The sequence below is a fragment of the Bradyrhizobium sp. WSM4873 genome (assembly GCF_055811355.1).
On the sequence record NZ_JBVVPS010000002.1, the window covers coordinates 56651 to 75962 of the forward strand.

Annotated in this window: 17 protein-coding genes; 5 read left to right on the forward strand and 12 right to left on the reverse strand. The window is 59.0% G+C overall.

What is annotated here, in order from left to right; all coding sequences use genetic code 11:
• Positions 1 to 214: 214 nt before the first annotated feature.
• The 5 genes from AC0L21_RS04280 to AC0L21_RS04300 form a co-directional block, all read right to left on the reverse strand.
• Positions 215 to 490: a DUF5985 family protein gene (locus AC0L21_RS04280; protein WP_007607495.1), complete on the reverse strand. Its 276-nt coding sequence runs from the start codon at positions 488 to 490 to the stop codon at positions 215 to 217.
• Entirely contained in the window at positions 490 to 747 is a 258-nt protein-coding gene (locus tag AC0L21_RS04285) for a DUF5985 family protein (protein ID WP_007607494.1), read from the reverse strand. Before AC0L21_RS04285 ends, AC0L21_RS04280 begins: the two co-directional genes overlap by 1 nt.
• A gap of 2 nt (positions 748 to 749) precedes the next feature.
• Positions 750 to 1121 (reverse strand): SMC-Scp complex subunit ScpB, encoded by a 372-nt coding sequence (locus tag AC0L21_RS04290; RefSeq protein ID WP_473258536.1) that lies wholly within the window; start codon positions 1119 to 1121, stop codon positions 750 to 752.
• A 171-nt stretch (positions 1122 to 1292) separates the two neighbouring features.
• Positions 1293 to 1766, reverse strand: a complete 474-nt coding sequence (locus AC0L21_RS04295; protein ID WP_473258538.1) for a PRC-barrel domain-containing protein — start codon at positions 1764 to 1766, stop codon at positions 1293 to 1295.
• Positions 1767 to 2189: 423 nt separating this feature from the next.
• Positions 2190 to 2987 (reverse strand): Crp/Fnr family transcriptional regulator, encoded by a 798-nt coding sequence (locus tag AC0L21_RS04300; RefSeq protein ID WP_473258540.1) that lies wholly within the window; start codon positions 2985 to 2987, stop codon positions 2190 to 2192.
• A gap of 192 nt (positions 2988 to 3179) precedes the next feature.
• On the opposite strand from AC0L21_RS04300, the gene AC0L21_RS04305 reads away from it, so the two are divergent.
• Positions 3180 to 5219, forward strand: a complete 2040-nt coding sequence (locus AC0L21_RS04305; protein ID WP_473258542.1) for a sensor histidine kinase — start codon at positions 3180 to 3182, stop codon at positions 5217 to 5219.
• Entirely contained in the window at positions 5191 to 5865 is a 675-nt protein-coding gene (locus tag AC0L21_RS04310; RefSeq protein ID WP_354098735.1) for a response regulator transcription factor, read from the forward strand. Before AC0L21_RS04305 ends, AC0L21_RS04310 begins: the two co-directional genes overlap by 29 nt.
• Before the next feature lie 674 nt (positions 5866 to 6539).
• On the opposite strand, the gene AC0L21_RS04315 is transcribed toward AC0L21_RS04310, so the two are convergent.
• Positions 6540 to 6770: a hypothetical protein gene (locus AC0L21_RS04315; protein ID WP_354056816.1), complete on the reverse strand. Its 231-nt coding sequence runs from the start codon at positions 6768 to 6770 to the stop codon at positions 6540 to 6542.
• A gap of 323 nt (positions 6771 to 7093) precedes the next feature.
• On the opposite strand from AC0L21_RS04315, the gene AC0L21_RS04320 reads away from it, so the two are divergent.
• Positions 7094 to 8395, forward strand: coding sequence for a cation:proton antiporter (locus AC0L21_RS04320; RefSeq protein WP_473258545.1), 1302 nt, complete (start codon positions 7094 to 7096; stop codon positions 8393 to 8395).
• 5 nt (positions 8396 to 8400) lie between these two features.
• Here AC0L21_RS04320 and AC0L21_RS04325 read toward each other — a convergent pair whose 3' ends face one another.
• Positions 8401 to 10218, reverse strand: a complete 1818-nt coding sequence (locus AC0L21_RS04325) for a chloride channel protein (RefSeq protein WP_473258548.1) — start codon at positions 10216 to 10218, stop codon at positions 8401 to 8403.
• Positions 10219 to 10311: 93 nt separating this feature from the next.
• Positions 10312 to 11532, reverse strand: coding sequence for an FAD-binding domain (locus AC0L21_RS04330; RefSeq protein ID WP_473258551.1), 1221 nt, complete (start codon positions 11530 to 11532; stop codon positions 10312 to 10314).
• Positions 11533 to 11763: 231 nt separating this feature from the next.
• Between AC0L21_RS04330 and AC0L21_RS04335 the strand changes: the two genes are divergently transcribed.
• Positions 11764 to 12804, forward strand: coding sequence for an AI-2E family transporter (locus AC0L21_RS04335; protein ID WP_473258553.1), 1041 nt, complete (start codon positions 11764 to 11766; stop codon positions 12802 to 12804).
• 864 nt (positions 12805 to 13668) lie between these two features.
• Here the strand turns inward: AC0L21_RS04335 and AC0L21_RS04340 are convergent.
• The 4 genes from AC0L21_RS04340 to fdhD form a co-directional block, all read right to left on the reverse strand.
• The gene (locus tag AC0L21_RS04340) at positions 13669 to 13854 is read right to left on the reverse strand and encodes a zinc ribbon-containing protein (RefSeq protein ID WP_371449366.1); all 186 of its coding nucleotides are present in this window, start codon (positions 13852 to 13854) and stop codon (positions 13669 to 13671) included.
• A 71-nt stretch (positions 13855 to 13925) separates the two neighbouring features.
• A complete protein-coding gene (locus tag AC0L21_RS04345; protein ID WP_473258556.1) occupies positions 13926 to 14648 on the reverse strand; it encodes a DUF4396 domain-containing protein in 723 nt (240 codons plus the stop codon).
• A gap of 123 nt (positions 14649 to 14771) precedes the next feature.
• Complete coding sequence (locus AC0L21_RS04350) at positions 14772 to 15548, reverse strand: Crp/Fnr family transcriptional regulator (protein ID WP_473258558.1); 777 nt, start codon at positions 15546 to 15548, stop codon at positions 14772 to 14774.
• 269 nt (positions 15549 to 15817) lie between these two features.
• Positions 15818 to 16675 carry a formate dehydrogenase accessory sulfurtransferase FdhD gene (fdhD, locus tag AC0L21_RS04355; protein ID WP_473258560.1) on the reverse strand — a complete coding sequence of 286 codons (858 nt, stop codon included), beginning with the start codon at positions 16673 to 16675 and terminating at the stop codon, positions 15818 to 15820.
• A 316-nt stretch (positions 16676 to 16991) separates the two neighbouring features.
• Here fdhD and AC0L21_RS04360 point away from each other — a divergent pair, with 316 nt between their 5' ends.
• Positions 16992 to 19286, forward strand: coding sequence for an FdhF/YdeP family oxidoreductase (locus AC0L21_RS04360; RefSeq protein WP_473258563.1), 2295 nt, complete (start codon positions 16992 to 16994; stop codon positions 19284 to 19286).
• The last annotated feature ends 26 nt before the right edge of the window (positions 19287 to 19312 follow it).

Here is a 19312-nt window from a genome sequence, read left to right on the forward strand (position 1 = left end):
AGCAGCCCGCCAACGTGCGGGTGAATTAGCGCGCGGCGGGAGTTGGAATCCCAGCGTTCCTCGGCTGGGGTCCGCCTCTCCTGACGGCATGACCTGTCCATCCGTCCCGGGCAAGGTCGGTGGTCGATTCCCCTGCCCGTCGTTCAAAGCGCGAAACCGGTTGTACGGTGCACCCCGAGTAATCTTGCAAGTCAGCGCCTCTTGAATTCGCGCTTCACTTGCGCTTCTTCGGCAGTGCGTTCTTCCCGACGATCGAAAGCGCAATCAGACCGAATGTGATCAGGCGCGGGATGAAATACACCGGCTCGCTCGCATTCGTCACTTGCACCACAGCCAGGACAAATCTGGCGACGGCGTCGATCACAAACGCAGCCGCAAAGAGCAGGAAAAAGGTGTCGCCCGTCTTACGCCAAAACTTCAGGAAATATATGCTCGCCAGGAGCGATGCGAATGCCGTCGCACCTGAAAGAACGGGATTCAAATGGTCCATCAGTCGGCCTCCCAGATCATGCCGATAAGCAGGACCGTCATGGCGAACAGGCCGATCGATAGACGCACGGCGGAAAGATCAACTTGAGGAAATACGATCTTATCGATCCAGAGAGCAGCATTTTCGAAAGTCAGACCCGCGAAGCAGACCGCGCTCCATAGGAGCAACTTCGACCTGTTACCGATATATGCCCGAATGAGCAGCCATGCACAAAAGCCGCTCGTGATCGCGCAAAGTGTGTAAATCACCGCAGCCATGACTAATCCTTTCGAATCCTGAAGGCATCTGAAAATGCCTGGATGCGGTGTGGGCTGTTGTGGATGATATGTGTGATCGGGATCAAATGCCGCGAATACGCCAAGGCCAAGCTATCGACCACTGGCCGCAATTCGGGCCGCGGCGCAAACGCATAGATCCCCGCTTCGCCGTCGAGGAAGCCATCCTTCCTCAGGGACGCTAGAGCATCGGCCATCTCGGTCTTGCCCGCGTAAAGGCGTGCAGCGAGCGACTCCACGTCGAAGCGCTCGCCGGGCCGCTTGTGGAAGAACAAAAGGGCTTCGAGCTGCGCCACAGAGCGAATGTAGCGTCGGACAAGCTCCTCTACCTCTTCCGGCAGTGCTTCATCAGACATCGTCGACCTCAGCCAGCGGCAAGCAAGCTGATCGATTCAATGCGGAAATTCAAGACTGCTTTTCCTGCCACTACAAATCTAAGCCGACCGGATCAAAGACAACTGGAAAAGGCGGCGTCATCTCAGATGACACCGCCGATAAGCATGCTGGAAATAGGGACCGAGATCGGCTCAGTACTTGAATTCGGGCATCTTCTTCAGCTGATCCTTGTTGGCGTTCAGCACCACGTGATCCGGATACCAATTGTCGCTTCGGTGGGCCGACGTTGATGCGCTTCCCGTCGTGCTCGTCGAACCGGCATTGCCGGTCTTTCCAGCGCCATCGCTGGACGCAGTCTTCACCGGTTCTTTGGCGAATTTGAGCTGATCGAACGTTACGGCGACGTTGTGTTCGCCCATTCCAAGGAATCCTCCCACCCCGATCACCACGTTGGCAACCCGCCCGCTGGAATCAAGGATCAGATCATTGATGTCGCCGATCTTCTCGTTGCTATTGTTATAGACGTTCACGCCAACGAGTTTCGATGCACGCCATTCGCCTTCCTTGTGCATGGAGGCCGTCGAGGCAGTCGGCTGCATGTTGGGCGCCGCGGTCGTCGCGCTGTTCTGGGGCGACTGCGCCATGGCAGGCGTAGCCAGCAGCATCGCGGAGGCAAGAATGCAAAGTGATGTCTTCATGACGATTGCTCCTAGTTGTGTTGGATTATCGTCAACTCATCGCACGCTCGCAAGTTTCGTGTTCCTGAATGCGAATGTACGCTCCCGCACGAGACTTATCCGACCAGCTTGAGGCGGCTGCGCATCTTTTGATGAAGCATTGCACGCGTCACGGAAGGGTTGCATATGATGAACTCGACCATAGCGATAATGTCGTCCCTGGTGCGATTGCAGCAAGGGTTCTCGTAAGCGGCAAGAAGCCTTTGGGCCTCCTCCAAGGCTCCTACCAGAACTTCGGTATCGGTTCGGATCCGGACTTCTTGCGATGACATCTCCGCCTCTATCGCTTCAAGAATATCTGGATTCTATTGGCTGCCGTACAGGCGACTTAACGGCAGTACGGAATCGCGTTCACGAATATGCAATGCGGAGGGGCGGCACCGCACAAGGACGGTTGTGCGCCGACAGGATGATCCCCTGACAATCGCAAGACATCGCTTTCAGCCTGGCCTCGTCCATGACGACGATCCCTGCTCTGCGACAGCCAATCACTCCGTCGCGCATCATACTCCCGAGAGCGACCGTAACGCCGGCGCGCCGGACCGCGAGAGCACTGGCTATGTAACTATGCGTGAAAGGTATCTCGCGAGACCCGAGCCTGTCGCTGGCAACCAGGAGCCACCGCGCGAGGCGCTGGTGCAGCGTGTGCCTGGAATTGCAGGCTGATAGCTGCGAACTGTGAATCAGGATCGCCTGAACATAGCCTAAAAGCATCTTTTCAAGCTCGACGTCCCTCTTGATCAAAGAAATCAGCTGATCGGACTGGATCCGAAGCGCTTGGCCCGGCACTCTCACGCTGCAGCGGTGCGGCGAAACGTGCATGCCCAGGACCAACGGCACGCCGACAAAATCCTTCATCCCGAGCGTATGGATCTCGACCGGCAGGCAGTCGCCCGCACGGGTCGTGACAGAACACCCGCCGGACTCGATGAAGTAGGCATGGCGAAGAGGAGTGCCGCGATCGTAGAGAATTTGTCCTTTGTTCAGAGACACCGTCTCGCAGCTTTCGAGCAAACGGCACTGCGATGAAGCCGACAGTCGGGAGACGAGTTCGTTGCGGCTAGTCCCGCAGAGGGGCTCGTCCAAACCAAGCCGCTTCGAGTTGAATTCGTTTTCTATCAACCGCAGCGGCGATGAAGAATGTTCCATGTCAAGCCCAATTCTAGACCGCTACAATGATTGCCTGTACGATGGGATCGATCGAGCGATCCTGGGAGTCAGGGTGACCGATAGTAGTGTCGGGAAAAACCTGACAAGAACCAGAAAACATCGAGGAAGTGCCAGCACGTGGGCGTTTTGCTGTCTCATTTGATACGCACCCGCAGGGAGGCGCCCACCTCAATGTCCCGTCGCGCAGCCCGCCGCCCCTTGATTCTCGTCTTCATCGCGGCAGCGATGCCTCTTGCGCTTTTTGCGGGTTGGGTCGTTTTCCTGAACGCGCAGCAGCAGCGCAGGGGTTCTCAGGCTGCCGCCGTGGAGACGCTCGATAGCGTCGTCAACCGGCTTGCCTCCGAGATCAGCCTCCAGCTCGAGATCGCCGAGACCGTCGCGGCTTCCGCAACACTCGACAAGCCGGACCTTGACGCGTTCTATCGGGAAGCGACGCGTGTCAACGAAGCACGTCCTCTTTGGCAGACGATTCAGCTCGTCGACCCCGACGGGAATCAGGTGCTTGATGTCAGCCGTCCACTCGGAGATGGGATGCGCGCCACCGCCGACCGAGAGAATTTCGAACAGATCCTGAAAACGAGAAAGCCGGCGATCGGCGGAATTGGGCCACGTGGTCCCATCACCGGCAAACGCGTGGTGGCCGTCAGGGCCCCCGTTGAGCGCGATGGGCAATTGAAGTTTGTCCTCACGGTGGCCTTGGTGCCCGATGCAATAAGCCAGATTTTGAAGAGCGCAGGAGCCCCGGCCGGCTGGGTGGGTTTCGTGGTCGATGCCAAGGGGAACATCGTCGCCCGCACCTTCGGTGAACAATCCGAACTCGGACAATCTGCCAGCGCTACGGTCCGCCAGGCGATAGCCTCAGCGCCAGAAGGAAGCTACGTCAAAACCACGCCTGCCGGCGAACAAGTCGACTCGATCTACAAAGCCATCCCCGGAACCAGCGGATGGTCGGTCCATTTCGGAATACCGACGCAGGAACTGAATGGTCCCGTCCAGCGCTCAGCCATTTTTCTTGCCGGGGGTGGGGTATTGAGCTTTGTCTTGGCTCTGACTTTGGCCTGGTACACCATACGCGACATTTCGCTTCGCCGGCGCGAGCAAGAGGCGCAGGCAGCATTGGCACTCAGCGCAAGTGAAGAGCGACGGAGGCTGACGATCGATGCCGCAGATCTCGGCGTGTTCAGCTGCGATTTTGCGAGCAGAGAAGCGATCGTGTCGCCCCGCGCCCGGGAGATGCTCCGGATAGACGGTTCGCGCTCCGAAGGAGATACGATCGTTCCGATAGGTCGGATACTGAGCTGTATTGATCCCGCCGACCAGCGGAACTTTGAGGCTTCCTTGCTGAGTTGCCGTTCGGGAAACGTGGCGATTGCTGATTTCCGGACCGCTCCCCCTCACAGCCGGTGGCTGCGGGCCAGCGGACGGCTGTCTCGACTCGACGAAAACAACCTAGACGTCGTGTATGGCGTCATTCTGGATATCGACGAGACCAAGCGAGCTGAGCTGGAGCGACAGCAACTGCTTCGACGTCTTTCCGAAGCGGAAGAAAATGAACGCCGTAGAATCGCAAGAGAGCTTCACGATCAGATCGGCCAGACGGTCACAGGTCTCCTTCTCGGTCTAAAGAACCTGGAGCCGCTTCTTGGCACGAGCCCGAAACGCAAGCTCGGATTGGAGAGGCTCAATTGGTTGCAAGGACTCGCGAGAGGGATTGGGCGCGATATCCATCAAATCGCCTCTGACCTGCGCCCGACCGCCCTTGACGACCTGGGCCTTTACAAGGCGCTGGAGGCATTCTGCGCGGAGATCCAGCGCCGGTTCGGGATCAGCGTGGATTTTCAGCCTCTGGGCAGAAGAGATCGTCTCGGCCAGGACGTCGAAATCGCGGTTTACCGCGCCGTCCAGGAGGCCGTGAACAACGTCGTCAAACACGCGCAAGCTCGAAACGTCAGCGTGGTCATCGACCGACGCACAACTGAGCTTAGGATCGTCGTCGAAGACGACGGGAACGGCTTCGACTTTCAGGAATTCTCGCAGGGCGAGAGCCGCCACGCAAAATTGGGCCTGTCCGTCATCGAGGAGCGCCTCACGCTGCTCGGTGGATCTTTGGCGATCGAATCTGAACCCGGCCACGGCACCTCTCTTTTCATGAGAATACCGGTGCCACTAGAGGAGATGGGCTATGTGCCCGATCCGGATCACGTTGACTGACGATCATCCGCTTGTTCTGGCCGGAATGAAGGCGTTGCTTCAGGACGTGCATGACATTGAGATCGTCGGGGAAGCAACGGATGGACAGGCCGCCCTAGACATCATTCGCCAGGCCACACCGGACATTGCCATCCTGGACATTTCACTTCCCGGTATCAGTGGCCTCGAAGTTGCTCGAACCTTAGCGACGCAGCTTCCTCAAGTTCGTCTTCTGGCGCTGACCGTGCACGAGGATCACGCCTACGTTCAGCCGATGCTGCAAGCGGGAGCTCGCGGCTATTTGCTGAAGCGCTCTGCGGCCGACGAGCTCGAGCGCGCAGTTCGCGCGATCGCTGGAGGTGGTTTGTATCTGGATCCAGCAATAGCGGAGAAAGCACTTCCATCCGCGCAGGGCGCCCACTCGTCTTCCGGCGCTTCCACAGCCGGCGAGCTGACACCGCGCGAGAGTGAGGTTCTCAGATTTATCGCGCAAGGCTTCAGCAACAAGGAAATTGCCAATCAGCTAAGCATCAGCATCAAGACCGTCGAAACTTACAAGGCCAGGGCGGTCGAAAAGCTCGGACTGTTCACGCGTGCCGACATCGTGCGCTACGGCGTGGCCCTTGGCTGGTTGAGTCATTCGGGAAAGAGTGCGGATCAAGTTTGAGCGGGAAGTAGGTGGGCCAAACGGCCCTGCATGGCATGAGGACGTCAGGATTATCCCGACAGGCCCCGCTCATCTCCTGACTGCCCGATGGGACGCCGTCCACTATCTTCCATGAAGCGGACGAGAGAACCAACGCGAATCGCCGGCCGAACGGCTTTTGCACTCCGCACCTTTTTGGACGGATCAAGTTGCTTGGAGGCATATATGAGAAATGTACTTTTCCGAGGACGTGCCCGTCGTCGGCTCTTTGCACAGTATGAGAAACTGCCCGAGCTCGCGACCCGGACGAACTCGCGGCTAGATGCCCGCACGGCTAGAACTGCAGGCATTTTCCTCGCTTGCGTCTACATCACCTGTCTCCTGTTCTCGGCGTACGCGATTGCTTGATGGCAACAGGCGTGTGACAACCGACAGAATCACGAAGTTGGATTCATTGTCCCGATCCCTTGCAGAAACTCGTTCGATTATGGATACAGTCGTGGTTCTCCTGGTCCTCGGTATGTTGTTCACGGCTCTTTGTTTTGCGGCGCTGGAGATCGCGGCACGTCGATTTTACCGGACTTTTGGACGTCAGCTTCCGATGTAATGTGCGGCGCACCCATCTCACTGCGCGATGAAGATTGCTGTTATGCAAGGTGAGGGCCGCCTCGATCGACGGCCCTCCAAGTTTGCGTTTATCGGCAGACACGCACGTGCTTGACGATACGTCGACCATGATAGCCGCGCGTGACGATGGTTCGCACGGTGCAGACCCTCCGATGATGATGATAGTGATAGCCGGCCTGCATCGTCTCGGATGTTGCCGCTGCGCCGACCGGTGGCGCCATCATCGCATTGGCAGGAACCAAGAACTGAGTGCCTGCAAGCAGAGCAGCGGCCGCAAATCCATAGGCGATTTTCTTCATGGTTTTTCCTTGTCGTAAGCCCCCTCCGCACTTCTATGTCGTTGCAATGAATGCGGAGTGAACGACGATAATGCAATCGTCGTCGCGATCTTTCGCCGCAGATGCAGAAATGGATAGCTGACTCCGTCGCGGAGACGGCTTGGGGATTGAGGCGCATCCTAATCCGCTTACCGTCCCGCAGGAACTGCCGAAGTCGCTTTTGATTATTCACGTCTCAAAAGTCGCCATCTCGAACGCACTACCCTCATTGGGAGTAGAGCGAACAGCGGCCTTAACGGGAGGGAGTGAACAGGCACTCTCGCCAGGACACAAGGGAGCCTGCAGTGCTTTCGCTGATGGATGTTGCTGCCGTTCTGCTGACATTGTCTGCCGTCTTCGGCTGGCTCAATCACAAGTTCCTGCCGCTCTCCCGCAGCGTAGGTCTTCTCGTGATGAGCGTCCTGACGTCACTGCTCCTGATCGGCTTGGATGCGGCGTTTCCCACAGTTCAACTACTAGACCAGCTTGCCAATGGGCTCCGGCAAATCGACTTTGCCGAAGTCGTGGTGAATGGGATGCTTGCATTTCTGCTGTTCGCCGGCGCGTTGCACGTAGATCTGGACACGCTCAGAAGCCGCGCCATTCCGGTATTTATTCTGGCCGTTCTCGGCACCTCAATTTCAACCGGCCTCGTAGGCCTGATGTTCTGGTTCATCTGCGGCCTTTTACACCTACCCGTATCGTTGGCTTGGGCGTTCGTGTTCGGCGCGCTGATCAGCCCGACTGACCCCGTTGCTGTCCTGAGTACGCTCCGCAACACCAAGGTGCCGAAAGAGCTGCAGATCGAGGCGGAAGGCGAGGCATTGTTCAACGACGGCGTCGGGATCGTTCTGTTCACGATCATGCTTCGCTTTGCGAGCACCGGAGACGGCGCTCAGGTTTCGGCCGCCGATGTCGCTGAGTTACTCGTTCGCGAAGCTGGTGGCGGATTAGTGCTGGGCTTGTTGACTGGCTATGTTGCGTATCGCGCGATGCGGCTCATCGACGACTACGCCATCGAGGTGCTGATCTCCCTTGCCCTCGTCACTGCAACCTACGCACTTGCGCTGCATCTGCACGTCAGTGGCCCGCTCTCCATGGTCGCCGCGGGCCTCCTCATCGGCGACCGAGGACCTCGATACGCAATGAGTGAGCGGACACAAGGATATCTGTTCGCGCTCTGGACCCTCATCGACGAAATTCTCAACTCGGTCCTTTTTCTGCTCATCGGGCTGGAGACCTTGATACTGCGCTTCGATCCTCGCAGCCTCGGTCTGGCAGCAGCGACGGTGCCAATCGTTCTCTTCGCCCGCTTTGCGTCCGTTTCGGTTCAACCATTCCTGTTCGGATGGACTCGCCTGCTCTCCTTGCGCAACGCGCCCTTTCTCACCTGGGCCGGCGTCCGAGGCGGAATTTCAGTTGCACTCGCCCTGTCCGTGCCGGATGGCCCGGCCAAGGCCGCAATGCTCGCCTCAACCTATGGGGTCGTCCTGTTCAGCATCATCATTCAAGGCTCGACTCTAGGCTGGGTGGCAAAGCGGACCGTCGGACAATACGTCTCGTCTCGAACTGTCGCTGAAGCGCGGGGCGACAAGCGCTCACTCTAACCGGTTCAATCCTCATAGCTGTCGATGACTGCATCTGCGATTACGCGTTTGGTCAGGACGCCGACGATATCCTTAACGCGCGGGCGCGAGGCAGAGCGGACAACGATTGCCGCGCCGGCCCGATGGCGCTTCAACCTGGCAAACACCAAGCTCAAAAGGTCCTGATCGCGGCAAATGACCATCCGCCGCTCGACGAATTGCTCGACGATGAGAGATGGATTCGATTGCGACTCCGCCCATAAGCCGGAACGTGGTGGGATCAGCCCGACAATCCGCCCTTCGCGCTCAATCACGATAGGAAGTGCATCGTCGATATCTTCCGCAGCCATGGCCTGTTTTAGTGTCGTTCCTACTCCGGCGACGATAAAGCGCGTTTCCATGATGTCCTGAGCCTGCTTCACCAAGTAGAGGTTGATATGCCGCTCCTTTGGAATGCGGTGACCGCGGTGGCGCAGCTTGACCGTGTAGATCGTCTCGTTGACGAGTGCACGCCTGACGCCTGCCGCCAACGCCACCGCAACGATCACCGGAACGATGATTGCGTAGTCGCGCGTCATTTCGAAGACCATCACGATCGCGGTCATGACGCCGCCCGTACCTGCACCGACCATTGCCGCCATTCCAATGATCGCGGCCGAAGATGGCGTCAGCCCTGAATGAGGCAGGATTGAATTGGTTGCGGCGGCAAAGGCGGCCCCCAGGGTGGCGCCAAGGTAAAGCGATGGCGAGAATATCCCGCCCGACGCCCCACAGCCGAGACTGACCGTCGTTGCCAACAGCTTCAACACAAACAGCAGCACCAGTAACCCCGCCGCCGTCATCTTGTGGTCCAGTATCTCCTGAATGACGGAATAGCCAACGCCGTCGACGTAGGAGTGACCAAAGGCATGCGTGAGCACCACCATCATCAGGCCGATTGACGACATGCCGATGATATTCTGAACATACTCGTTGCCAGACAGCTTCGGAAACCCGTCTTCCATGAAGACGAGCAGACGGATGAACGCCCAGGCTGCCGCTCCAGACAACAGGCCGAGCAGGACGAATGCGAGAGCTTCCTGCGCATTGAAGGATGCGACCATGCTGAATTGCATATCCGGAACCGAAAAGGCCGGGTCCGGACCGATCAGGATGCGCCCGATCGTCGTCGCAGCCCCCGTGGCCACGACGACTGGGAGGAATGTCCGGTTTGAAACTTCCGGCAGAAGAATTTCCAGAGCAAACAGCACGCCGCCCAGCGGAGTATTGAAGGTTGCGGCAATGCCTGCGCCCGCGCCCGCGGATAGCAGCGTGATCCTCTGCCGGGTCGAGAGCCCGATGAATTGAGCAAAGGCTGAACCAAGGGCTGAGCCTATCTGAATGATAGGGCCTTCGCGCCCGACGGCGGCGCCGCTTCCGATCGATATTGCGGACGCCAGCGCCTTTATCAAAGCTACCGAACCCCGAATTTTGCCGCGCTTGTAGAATATGGCGTCCATCACTTCGGGTACGCCATGTCCCTTTGCTTCTGGAGCGAACCGCCGGACGAGAAAAACGACGATGAGGCCGCCGATCACAGGCGCAAGAAGAACAAAGTCGCCGAAAGGACTGGGGCCCTCACTGACGTTTGCGTCGTAAACGACGCTCAGCCTGCCATTGTAAGACAAGTTGTGCACGAGGCCGATCAGCGCGCGAAAGCCGACGGCGCCAAGTCCGGTCATGACGCCAATCACCAAGGCGAGCGCGCAAAGCACGAGAAGGCTGACCTTCCGCTCTTCAGCAAACGGCTTGATGCTGCTGCCGATCAGGGCTTTTCGCGTGCCGTAAGTCAGGACCGAGGGCATTTGACCACTATTGCGCACAGACACCGATATGAACTCTGGTTCCGAAAGGCGGTTCCTGCCAAGAGGCATGGCGACAATCTGCGCCCATCACCGTCATTGGACACCCTTAGTCGCTGCCCGTCCATTCATGGTGCCCTCCCAGCGGTAGTCAGGAAGCTCCAGTTCGTCGGCGATGTCCCGCCCAATTGCGAGCCTCGCCAGCCCCGGTATCGAGAAACTTCTGACCACGACGTTGCGGAAGAGCATTCCCACACGCGTTCTCGGCGCCAGCGCCCCGGCAAAGCGCTCGGCACCCTGCTGTTTCCGGCCTATATAGCTCTTCAGCCGCGCCTCGTATCCGGCAAATGCCTCCAAATATCCTCCGCCGGCCATGGCGAGTTCACCGGCCAAGACATAAGCTGAAATCATCGCCAGCGCCGATCCCTGCCCTGCCAGGAGCGAGACGCAGAAAGCGGCATCACCAACGAGCGCCACCCGACCTCGTGACCAGTTCGGCATCCTGATCTGACTGACGGTGTCGAAATAGAGTTCACCGGCGCGCTCCAGTTCGGCGAGCATCTGATCGCACTCCCAGCCGTCTCCGCTATAGATTTCCCGAAGCAGCGCCTTTTGCGAGGCCGGCGTTTCCGGCAAAACTGACTGGTGCTCGGCAAACACCAAGAGAAACAATGTACGATCGTCACGCAGCGTGAAGCGGCCTACCATACGGCCCGGCTGACCGTAGATCAGATACACATCCTCGTCGCGCGGTCGATAGCCGTGAGCTTCGAAAGCGGCCACGATATACCCCAGACGCCGCTCGAACTGAGCCTGCGGACCAAAGACCAGATTGCGCACCGCTGAATGCAGGCCGTCTGCCCCGACGAGAAGGTCGAACCTGCGCCTGCCGCCGTGCTTCAGCTCGACTTCGACGCAATCTGGTTTCTCTTCGACGAGAATGATCTCGTCTCCGAAAATGGCTTCAACGCCGCTGGTCCGTTCGAACAGCATGCGCGAGAGGTCAGTGCGCTGAAGAGTAACGTATCGTCCATTCGTCAACTCGGAGAAGACTTCGGTACCGAAGCCGGCCAGCCGACGGCCAGCTTCATCTACGATCCGAAACTCTCGGGCGTAGTAGCCGTGGCGATTGATCTCCGGCATCAATCCCATCCGTTCAGCGATGGTGTAGCCGAGCCCCCAAAAGTCGATGACATAGCCTCCGCTCCGTAGAGCGGAGGCGCGCTCGAGGAGCGTCGGCCGGAAGCCGGCTGCTTTCAACCAATAGGCAAGCGTGGGTCCGGCAATTCCAACCCCGGAGATTAGAACGCTGTTCATGCCATCTCCTTAGAAACGAACGACGATCAGCAACACGACGCCCGAGCTCGCTCTAGTGCTTCGGTGGTCTTCGGATGAGAATTATTCGCTTGCGTACAAGAACATTTGAGGCCGCAACAGAGTATTACATACATCGCGACGCGATCGCCGCGATGATGTTCCGAGTAGTCTCGCCTGCGCAACTTCAATGTCGAGCTTCGGAAGCTGGACTGTTCCGACAAAGGAGGCGAATTGGAAGACAAGTTGACTGTTCATGTGAGGCATATCGAGCGCACCCTTCGTGTAAGCGCAATCGCTCTATTTCTCGCGCTCTCGGTCTGGCTGCTTCGCGACATACTGTTGCTCTTGTTCAGCGCCGTGGTCATCGCTTGCGTTCTGCGGGGCGCCAGCAACGCGGTCCGTCGGGTAACGCGCCTCGGGCCATACACATCGTTGATTTCCGTCATTCTCGTGACAGGGCTCGCACTCGGTGCGCTGCTGTGGTGGCGCGGCAGCGCTATTTTCATCCAGGCCGACGAGATCAGCCAGCAACTGAGAACCCAACTGGCACGGATCTGGAGCGAACTGCAAAACAGCTCGTGGGGTTCGATTTTGGCTCAACAGTTGCAGATCGCCGGCAAGTCTCTGCGCACTGGCCTGACAGGCTACGTCACCGGCGTCGTTGGCTCCGTTCTCGGCATAGGTGGCACTCTCGTCGTGACGGCGGCGACAGCGATATTCCTCGCTACGTCGCCCCAATTGTATCTCGAAGGCTCGCTTCGTTTGCTTCCAATGGCCTGGCGACCTCGCGGCCGAGAAGTTGCCGGAGAGCTCGGTGCTACGCTTAGGCTCTGGTTTCTTGGTCAACTCGTCGACATGCTGATCGTGGGCCTGCTCCTCGGATTGGGCCTTCTCCTCATCGGTTCGCCCCTGCCACTATCACTGGCCCTGCTGGCGGCCCTCCTGAACTTCGTGCCATACATCGGGGCACTTGCAGGCGCAGTGCCGGCGATCCTCGTGGCGCTGGCACAGTCTCCTGTCCTCGCCGCTTGGGTCGCTCTCTTGTTTTTGACGATCCAGCTGTTGGAAGGAAATGCCATCGCACCTTGGATTCAGAAACGAACTGTCTCGCTGCCACCCGCACTGACGATACTTTCCCAAACGATCCTTGGCACTCTCTTCGGTTTGATCGGGCTGATCGTTGCCACGCCCCTGATCGCCGTCCTGCTCGTTGCTGTCCGCATGATCTATGTCGAAAGCTTCCTGGAGCGCGAAAGTAAACAGGCTGCCTAGTTCAGGAATACTACTGAAAAGGTACGGAGGCGATGGAGTTGGTACGGTGTCGTACACTCGTGTGTCTGACCGGAAATTGGCGCGACATAGTGTCCCGAACGCTTGACTCTAGAAACCAAGATTGCAGGCTGATGTTGAGACCGCATTCTGAAATGACAGGAGCCACAGATGCGGAGACTCACACTTGCCCTTTCTCTCACCGGCCTGATCGCGATATCTCCTATCAGCAGTACCCAGGCTGCGCCTCTGACACCGCTCTCGGCAGCCGCGAGCCCGACGGAGCACACGTCGGCAGTGCAAGATAGTCTCACCCAGGTTCGCTGGCATGGCGGCTGGGGAATCGGCGCCGGCCTGCTGGCAGGAGCCTTGATCGGCTCCGCCATTGCAACTCCGTACTATGAGGAATATCCGCCATACTATGGTTACAGATACCCCTACGGCTATGGTGGGTACTACCCGGCTTACGCCTATACACCTTACTGGGGTGGCTACGGTTGGGGGCCGCGACCATACGCCTGGCGCCCGCGCCCCTGGCGCTATAGCTACGGCTGGTCCGCGCCGAGGCCGTGGGGATATACGGTCCGGCGCGCGCACCCTTGGCGTCATAGCTACGGCTGGGCGCCGCGGCACTATCGGCACCACCATCACGGCGTGATCCGTGCGCACCATCGGTGGTGACGCGTTGCGCGTGTAGCAAAGTGCCCGGCGCATTCAGATGTGCCGGGCGACGATGGGTATTTCGTTGGAGAAGCCGCAACATGGCGGAATTGCTGCAGGACGTCCGTCAGCCGTTCGAAAGACTTCGAGAGGCGATCACGGTGCAAGATTGGCTGTTGACGTCCTGCTTCCGAGTGAAATTTGCACCTACGGCTCGTTCCGCCGGGTGTCGAAGCTTGTGCTTCCACAATGCGGACATTTCGGAATCTTGTGTCCTTTTGTGACGTGAGTGGCCTGATGACATCGCTCACACCTGAAGTCTCCAGTCTCTTGGGCTGTCTCACCTGCATGCGCCGCCATGATACTTCTCCCTGTTGAGCGCGGGCGCCCCATATGGTCCAAGCGTCGCGCGCGGAAAGAGTTGCTAATTGTGTTCGGGGTCGCCAAAGCAACACCCTCTTGGCCTACATGCGTTCTTTCACGCCGGTCTCTACGAGCCACCAATTCACTGGATAGCTCGTGAGAAATCCCGCGATCATCGCAATCTGCATCATGAACCAGAACTCTGGCATCGACGGCTCGAGCCTCACCCCGAACAGATTCCTGAAGATCGCGAACTGCGCGACTGCCATGAAACCGTACATCCCGATTTGCCACGCAGTCAGGGAGAGAGTGTCTGCCTTCACGGCCTGGACGATTCCTGCGCCCGGCGACAAGTCGCGCATCGGTTTGATCGTGAAGTACTGGAATGCAACGCCGAGCACGAAGGCGAACAGGAAATCCACAACCCAGATCGCGAACATCTTCTCTGAAAACAGGCTCTTCCATCCCGCCCAGATCGCAATCACCGGAAACGCGAGCACAAGGCTCTCGGCGATGATGTCCCCAAGTGTACATCCGGCGCCACAGTGCATGGCACCTTTCGCGACCATGACCGGAAACGGCGTCTCCTTCCTGCTGTCGGAGTGCTTGTTCTGCTCAGTCGCATCCCGGGCCGCAAGCCGGCCGAACCGGTAGTACAGCCACAACGTCAGTACGGTGCCGAACAGACCGTTCACTGGCCAGACAACATTCATGATCCACATCCGCTGTGGGTGGCGGGTTAGGTCGATCGCGATGATGATTGCGCAAACAAATCCGACAGCCAGACTAGCCAGCGCCAGATCTTTCAGCCAAATCGGAGTCATTGGCTCCTCCGTTTATCGGAGAAGAAACGTTGTGAAGATCGCCTTCGTTCAAATCGGGCTTGTGGTTTCCCACGATCATCGCGGGGCCGAGCTCTGGAGAATTGATTGTTTCACATTCAATTCTCAGACACGCAGGCGACGTCCGATTTGCCGATCGTACTCGCGCTGTATCAATCCAGAGCACGAACAGGCGGAATGCTCCAGCTGGGCCCGGTCGACCAGAGTTATCGCTGCTCGGGTGTTGCGGATGATGCCGGCCTGTTCGAAAGTCTCGAGACATTCGCTGACACTGGCTCGACGGATCCCCAGCAATTGAGCCAAAACAGCATGCGTGATCGGCAGTTCTCCAGAGTCCATTGCGTTTGCCGCGACGAGAAGCCAGCGGGCAAGTCGCTGCTTGACGGAATGGAGTGAGTTGCAGGCTCCCACCTGTGACGTTTGAAACAAGACAAGGTTGATGTAGGAGAGGATCACTCCACGGAGGGCCCCAAGATCGTCAAGCGCGGCGAGAAAGGCCGGCGTCGGAATTCGCAGTGCCGTTCCGCCCACCTGAACGACCCGACGGTGCGGCGGCATCGGATCCTCCGGCGCCAAAACGCAGGGGGCGCCGATCATTCCCTCGGAGCCGACCAGCCAAGCCTCGACGAAGCGCCCGGCTTCGACCTTGGCAGAGACCGATACGAGACCACTGCCGAGGAAGTAGACATACTCCATCGGCAAACGCCAATGATGAAGGACTTGACGCGGCTTGAGCTCGACGACGGTCCCGATCGACCGGAGTACTGTCAGCTCCGCTTCTGGGATGCAGCGCAGGAGCTTGTTCCGTGCAGCCAGGGGCTGAACGCGGGCTTCAGGCTCAATCGATCTCGGAACCAGGCCTGTCGCCTGACCGTCCTGCATTGCTGCTGCTCCCCGCAATCTCCGAGGATCGGTCGGAACGGTCCACGGGTCTGCGGAGAGTACGCACTCGGGGCATCGGCGGTTCCTTTTTCAGGACTACTCCTATTCTCCGTTCCATCATCCTGATTTGAGGCCTTCTCCTCGAACCGAGGGGGCTCGGACCGACGCGCTGGAGGGCTTCGGACGTTCCGGCCCAAACAGTTGAGTGATGCGATGTCGGTACGAGACCGAACGAAGGCATACGACGTTCTCTGGGACGGAGCTGGTTCTTAAGGTCTCGCGGAAAGCAATTCAGAGCCGGCCAGCGCGGGGGAATCCAACTCTTCCTCTCCAAAGATCAGTCGGCCAGCGTGGCTAAATATTTCGTAGCCATCATCGCGCGCGACCGCGACGAGCGTTACGCCGGCACGCTCAGCGGTCTCGATCGCCAGCGAAGTCGGTGCGGAGACGGCGATGAGCAACGGCACGCCCATTCGTGCCGTCTTCTGAACCAGTTCGACGGAGACCCGACTGGTCATGAGGACAGCCCCCCGGGACGTTTCGAGGCCGGCTCTGGCCGCCGCACCAGCGAGTTTGTCCAGTGCATTGTGGCGTCCGACATCCTCCCTTACCAATCGGATGTCATGGCCGTCCCAGAAGGCCGCAGCGTGCATCGCGCCCGTCGCCTGGTTATGATGTTGGAGCGGTCGCAAGGAGCGCATCGCCTCCAGAATGTCGAAGGGGCGAAACCCGCCCTCGCTGACGACGCGCGTCGGCCGCGGGCAAGCCTGTTCCAGGGTTTCAATTCCGCACAGGCCGCAGCCGACCGGCCCGACCATCGCCCTCCGCCTGTTGGCGAGGAGGTCACCATGGGAATCGTCGAGCCAGATCCGCACTTCGCAACCGAGCTCGAGCTCGACAACTTCGATGCTGATGATGTCCCCGCCATGCTCCACAATGCCCTCGCTCAAGCTGAAGCCTACGCCGAAATCCACGAGGTCAACGGGAGAGGCCATCATCACCGCGTAAGTCGAGCCGTTGTACGTGAGCGCTATCGGCCGTTCCTCTGCGACCTTGCGTGAGGATGGAATCGGGCTACGCCCGCGCCACACCAGCTCTGGTTTGTCGCGCGTACAACGATCCTGCATATCCCGCTCCGAGGTTGGCTTCTGGCAACCTCAGCCATCGGGCCGCGTTCCCTGGCCATCATCCATTGTCGGGCCCCGCTCCCGCTGTTCAACATCGCGCGATCAAAACCATTCCCCTGGTACGGCACCGCGCACAGATTTCCTGAGCGGAGAATGCGTGTATCGCCCGTCCGTCGATGGTCTTGCAGGTGCTGGGTTTTTTCACGCGCTTGCCGCTCAAGCCGCCGTCCCGCCGAGAAGCGGCTGCTCAGGAACCCGCGCGGGGAACATACGTTGCCGATGCACAGGCTGGCCGGTTCCCGAAGAGAGCAAGATCATGGCGCGACCCAACGAAGCTGGTGACCACACTCCAGACACGGTTGAATACGACGGCCCAGCTGGCGGATGGGGGTCCCTGAAAGGAATAGCGCGGATCTTCGGCAAGGAGTGGGATTCGCCCGCGGCCTTGAACACCCTTCGCCGGCAGAACAAGCCGAAAGGCTTCATGTGCGTTTCCTGCTCATGGGCCAAACCTGCGGATTATCATGCCTTCGAATTCTGCGAGAACGGCGCCAAGGCAACGCTCTGGGAGCTAACATCGCGCCGCTGTACGCCGGAGTTCTTTGCCGAGCATACCCTAACCGAGTTGTTGTCATGGAGCGATTATGACCTCGAGCAGCAGGGGCGCCTGACGCATCCGCTGCGTTACGACAGCACTACTGATAAGTACGTTCCCTGCTCTTGGTACGAGGCATTTCATGCTATCGGATCGCAATTGAGGACGCTCGATCCGAAATCGGTCGTGTTCTATTCGTCAGGGCGCGCCAGCCTCGAGACCTCCTACCTGTATGCTCTCTTTGCACGGGTGTACGGCAACAACAATCTGCCGGACAGCTCCAACATGTGTCACGAAACGACCTCAGTCGCTCTCAAGAAGCTGATCGGGGCGGGCGTTGGGACCGTGGTCTTCGACGACCTCAGCAACTGCGATGCGATGTTCTTCTTCGGGCAAAATACCGGGTCGAACAGTCCACGCTTCCTTCATCCCCTACAGGACGCTGCCAAGCGCGGCGTCCAGATCATTACGTTCAACCCCGTCCGCGAAAAGGGTCTCGAAGTCTTCATCAATCCGCAGAATCCGACGGAGATGCTGACGGGCAAGGCCACACAAATCAGCAGCCAGTACCATCAAGTGAAGGTGGGTGGCGACATCGCGGTCATTGTGGGAATCTGCAAGCACGTCTTCGCGGCGGACGACGCGGCCAAGCAGCAGGGCAAACGTGTGGTCGACGCTCCCTTCGTCGAGCAGCACACACATGGTTTCGAAGAGTTCGAAGCCAAGGTCCGGGCGACGTCCTGGGAAGAAATCGAGATCGCATCCGGTCTGAGCCGTTCGGTTATCGAGGGCGCCGCGCAGGTCTACGTCGAGGCGGACCGCGTGATCGGTATCTACGGCATGGGGCTGACCCAGCACGTACACGGCTTCCAAAACGTGGCGATGCTCGTCAACATGCTGCTTCTAAAGGGAAACATCGGGAGAGACGGCACCGGCATCTCGCCCGTGCGTGGACACTCGAATGTCCAGGGTCAGCGCACCGTGGGCATCTCGGAAAAACCCGAACTGGTTCCGATCGACAAATACGCCAAGCAGTTCAGGTTCGAACCGCCGCGCGAGAAGGGCATGAACACCGTTGAGACATGCGAGGGCGTTCTCGCCGGCAAGGTCAAAGCGTTCGTCGGCCTCGGCGGAAATTTTGTCCGCGCCATTCCGGAGCGATCGAAGATGGAAGCGGCCTGGCGCGGGCTGGAGCTGACGGTCCAGATTGCCACCAAGCTCAACCGCAGCCACCTGGTGCACGGCAAGGCAGCCTATCTGCTGCCGTGCCTTGGTCGAACCGAAGAAGATGTGCAGGCAAGCGGCCAGCAGGCGGTTACCATGGAGGATACGTTCAGCTGCATCCAGGGTTCGATCGGGTTGCGCAAGCCCGCCAGCGAACACTTGAGATCCGAGGTGGCGATCGTCGCAGGTCTGGCCAAGGCAACCCTGCCCCCCAATCCCAAACTGAAATGGGATGAATGGGTCGGCAACTACGATCTCGTTCGTAACGAGATCGCGGAGACCTATCCGGACGAATTCCACGACTTCAATGCGCGGATGTTCACGCCGGGCGGGTTCTATCGTGGCAATTCAGCGCGCGAACGGATTTGGAAGACCGAGAGCGGCAAGGCAGAGTTTACAGCGCCCGAAACCCTCACCTCGACCGGCTTTTCCGATGCACCCGGCCGCTTCCGGCTGCTGACCATGCGCAGCAACGACCAGTTCAATACGACGATTTACGGCTACAGCGATCGGATGCGAGGCATTGAGGGTACACGGGACGTATTGCTGATGAATCCCGACGAAATCTCACGCGCCGGACTTCGGGAGGGCCAAATGGTTTCCCTCGTCAGCGACGCGGAGGACGGCATCCTGCGCGAGGTGGGTCCTCTCAAGGTGACCCCGTTCAAACTGCCGGATGGCTGCGTCGGGGCCTATTATCCGGAAATGAACCCCCTGATCCCGCTGTCGCACCACGACATCCATTCGAAGACGCCGGCCGCTAAATCGGTGCCGGTCCGAATCCGCGCGTGAGCGATGGCGCGGAAGAGGGGCCGTGA

What these genes read in the sequence shown, in the direction of transcription:
- AC0L21_RS04280 (WP_007607495.1), bottom strand. Translation starts at nt 490, where the DNA reads ATGGACCATTTGAATCCCGTTCTTTCAGGTGCGACGGCATTCGCATCG.
- AC0L21_RS04285 (WP_007607494.1), bottom strand. Translation starts at nt 747, where the DNA reads ATGGCTGCGGTGATTTACACACTTTGCGCGATCACGAGCGGCTTTTGT.
- AC0L21_RS04290 (WP_473258536.1), bottom strand. Translation starts at nt 1,121, where the DNA reads ATGTCTGATGAAGCACTGCCGGAAGAGGTAGAGGAGCTTGTCCGACGC.
- AC0L21_RS04295 (WP_473258538.1), bottom strand. Translation starts at nt 1,766, where the DNA reads ATGCTGCTGGCTACGCCTGCCATGGCGCAGTCGCCCCAGAACAGCGCG.
- AC0L21_RS04300 (WP_473258540.1), bottom strand. Translation starts at nt 2,987, where the DNA reads ATGGAACATTCTTCATCGCCGCTGCGGTTGATAGAAAACGAATTCAAC.
- AC0L21_RS04305 (WP_473258542.1), top strand. Translation starts at nt 3,180, where the DNA reads ATGTCCCGTCGCGCAGCCCGCCGCCCCTTGATTCTCGTCTTCATCGCG.
- AC0L21_RS04310 (WP_354098735.1), top strand. Translation starts at nt 5,191, where the DNA reads ATGTGCCCGATCCGGATCACGTTGACTGACGATCATCCGCTTGTTCTG.
- AC0L21_RS04315 (WP_354056816.1), bottom strand. Translation starts at nt 6,770, where the DNA reads ATGAAGAAAATCGCCTATGGATTTGCGGCCGCTGCTCTGCTTGCAGGC.
- AC0L21_RS04325 (WP_473258548.1), bottom strand. Translation starts at nt 10,218, where the DNA reads ATGCCCTCGGTCCTGACTTACGGCACGCGAAAAGCCCTGATCGGCAGC.
- AC0L21_RS04330 (WP_473258551.1), bottom strand. Translation starts at nt 11,532, where the DNA reads ATGAACAGCGTTCTAATCTCCGGGGTTGGAATTGCCGGACCCACGCTT.
- AC0L21_RS04340 (WP_371449366.1), bottom strand. Translation starts at nt 13,854, where the DNA reads ATGGGGCGCCCGCGCTCAACAGGGAGAAGTATCATGGCGGCGCATGCA.
- AC0L21_RS04345 (WP_473258556.1), bottom strand. Translation starts at nt 14,648, where the DNA reads ATGACTCCGATTTGGCTGAAAGATCTGGCGCTGGCTAGTCTGGCTGTC.
- AC0L21_RS04350 (WP_473258558.1), bottom strand. Translation starts at nt 15,548, where the DNA reads ATGCAGGACGGTCAGGCGACAGGCCTGGTTCCGAGATCGATTGAGCCT.
- fdhD (WP_473258560.1), bottom strand. Translation starts at nt 16,675, where the DNA reads ATGCAGGATCGTTGTACGCGCGACAAACCAGAGCTGGTGTGGCGCGGG.
- AC0L21_RS04360 (WP_473258563.1), top strand. Translation starts at nt 16,992, where the DNA reads ATGGCGCGACCCAACGAAGCTGGTGACCACACTCCAGACACGGTTGAA.